We start from the raw sequence: 1,207 nt of genomic DNA, 5'->3' as shown, positions 1-1,207 counted from the left end.
CAGCGCGTGCATCTGTCGCGCCTGGCGTGGCTGCACGCCGCGCGCTTGCGTGATGCCGGACGGCCTTTCGCGACCGCTGCCACGCTGGCCAAGCTCACGGCGGGGGAGGCGGCGATGGACAATGCGCGGGATGCGACGCAGATCTTCGGCGGCAACGGATTCATGAACGAGTACCCTGTCGCGCGTCACTATCGAGACGCGAAGATTCTCGAGATCGGCGAGGGGACCACCGAGGTGCAGCTCCTCCTGATCGCTCGCGCCCTCGGACTGACCAGCCTCGGATCGGGCGCGCGACCGGCCCGGTAGCGTGAACGCATGACCGCCGATTTCACGCTCGGACCCGCCCTGCTGTTCTGCCCGGCTGATCGTCCGGAACGCTACGAGAAGGCCCTCGATCGCGCCGATGGCGTCGTCCTCGACCTCGAAGACGCTGTCGCACCCGCCGACAAGGTGGCGGCGAGGGTCGCGCTGATCGACTCACAGCTCGACCCCGAGCGCGTCATCGTCCGAGTGAATGCCCTCGGGTCCGCCGAGATCGTCTCCGACCTTGCGTCGCTCTCGCAGACCGATTACCGCCGCGTGATGGTCGCCAAGGCGGAATCGGCGAAAGCGATCTCCCGCATCGACCCGCGGTTCGACGTGATCGCGCTGTGCGAGACCGCTCGCGGCATCGTCGCGGCCGAGAAGATCGCCGCTCAGGACAACGTCGTCGCCCTCATGTGGGGCGCGGAGGACCTCGTCGCTTCGCTCGGAGGGACATCGAGTCGCACGCCGAAGGGGCGCTACCGCGATGTCGCACGTGCCGCCCGTTCGCGTCTTCTGCTCGCGGCGGGAGCGGCGGGTATCGCGGCGATCGACGCGGTGCACCTCGACATCGCCGACGAGAAGGGGCTGGCGAAGGAGGCGCGGGATGCCGCCGCGAGCGGCTTTCGGGCCACCGCGTGCATTCATCCGGCGCAGGTCGCGACGATCCGGGCCGCCTACCGGCCCGACCCCGATACGCTCACCTGGGCCCGCGACGTGCTGGATGCCGCCGTCGGCGAGCGTGGCGTCTTCGCGTTCCGTGGTCGGATGATCGACGAACCGGTGCTGCGTCACGCCCGCACCCTCCTCGCCCGCGGAATGTGATGCCGCGGCATCCACGGAGGGATCGCGCGGAGGTCAGGTCATCGGGATCGCGGCGTAGGACTGCACGCGAGANCGTCGC

The 1,207-nt window shown here is 69.6% G+C and carries 2 protein-coding genes; both read left to right on the top strand.

The window, feature by feature from the left end; all coding sequences use genetic code 11:
• Positions 1-306: acyl-CoA dehydrogenase family protein (locus I5I_RS13730; RefSeq protein WP_275574471.1), on the top strand; the 306-nt coding region annotated here is incomplete at its 5' end.
• A 9-nt stretch (positions 307-315) separates the two neighbouring features.
• Positions 316-1,128 (top strand): HpcH/HpaI aldolase/citrate lyase family protein, encoded by an 813-nt coding sequence (locus I5I_RS13725; protein ID WP_036320928.1) that lies wholly within the window; start codon positions 316-318, stop codon positions 1,126-1,128.
• Positions 1,129-1,207: the final 79 nt, after the last annotated feature.

Source organism: Microbacterium sp. B24 (genome assembly GCF_000333415.1).
Lineage (GTDB): Bacteria > Actinomycetota > Actinomycetes > Actinomycetales > Microbacteriaceae > Microbacterium.
Note: the sequence above shows the minus strand (reverse complement) of the source record. Positions and strands in the feature narration are given on the sequence as shown.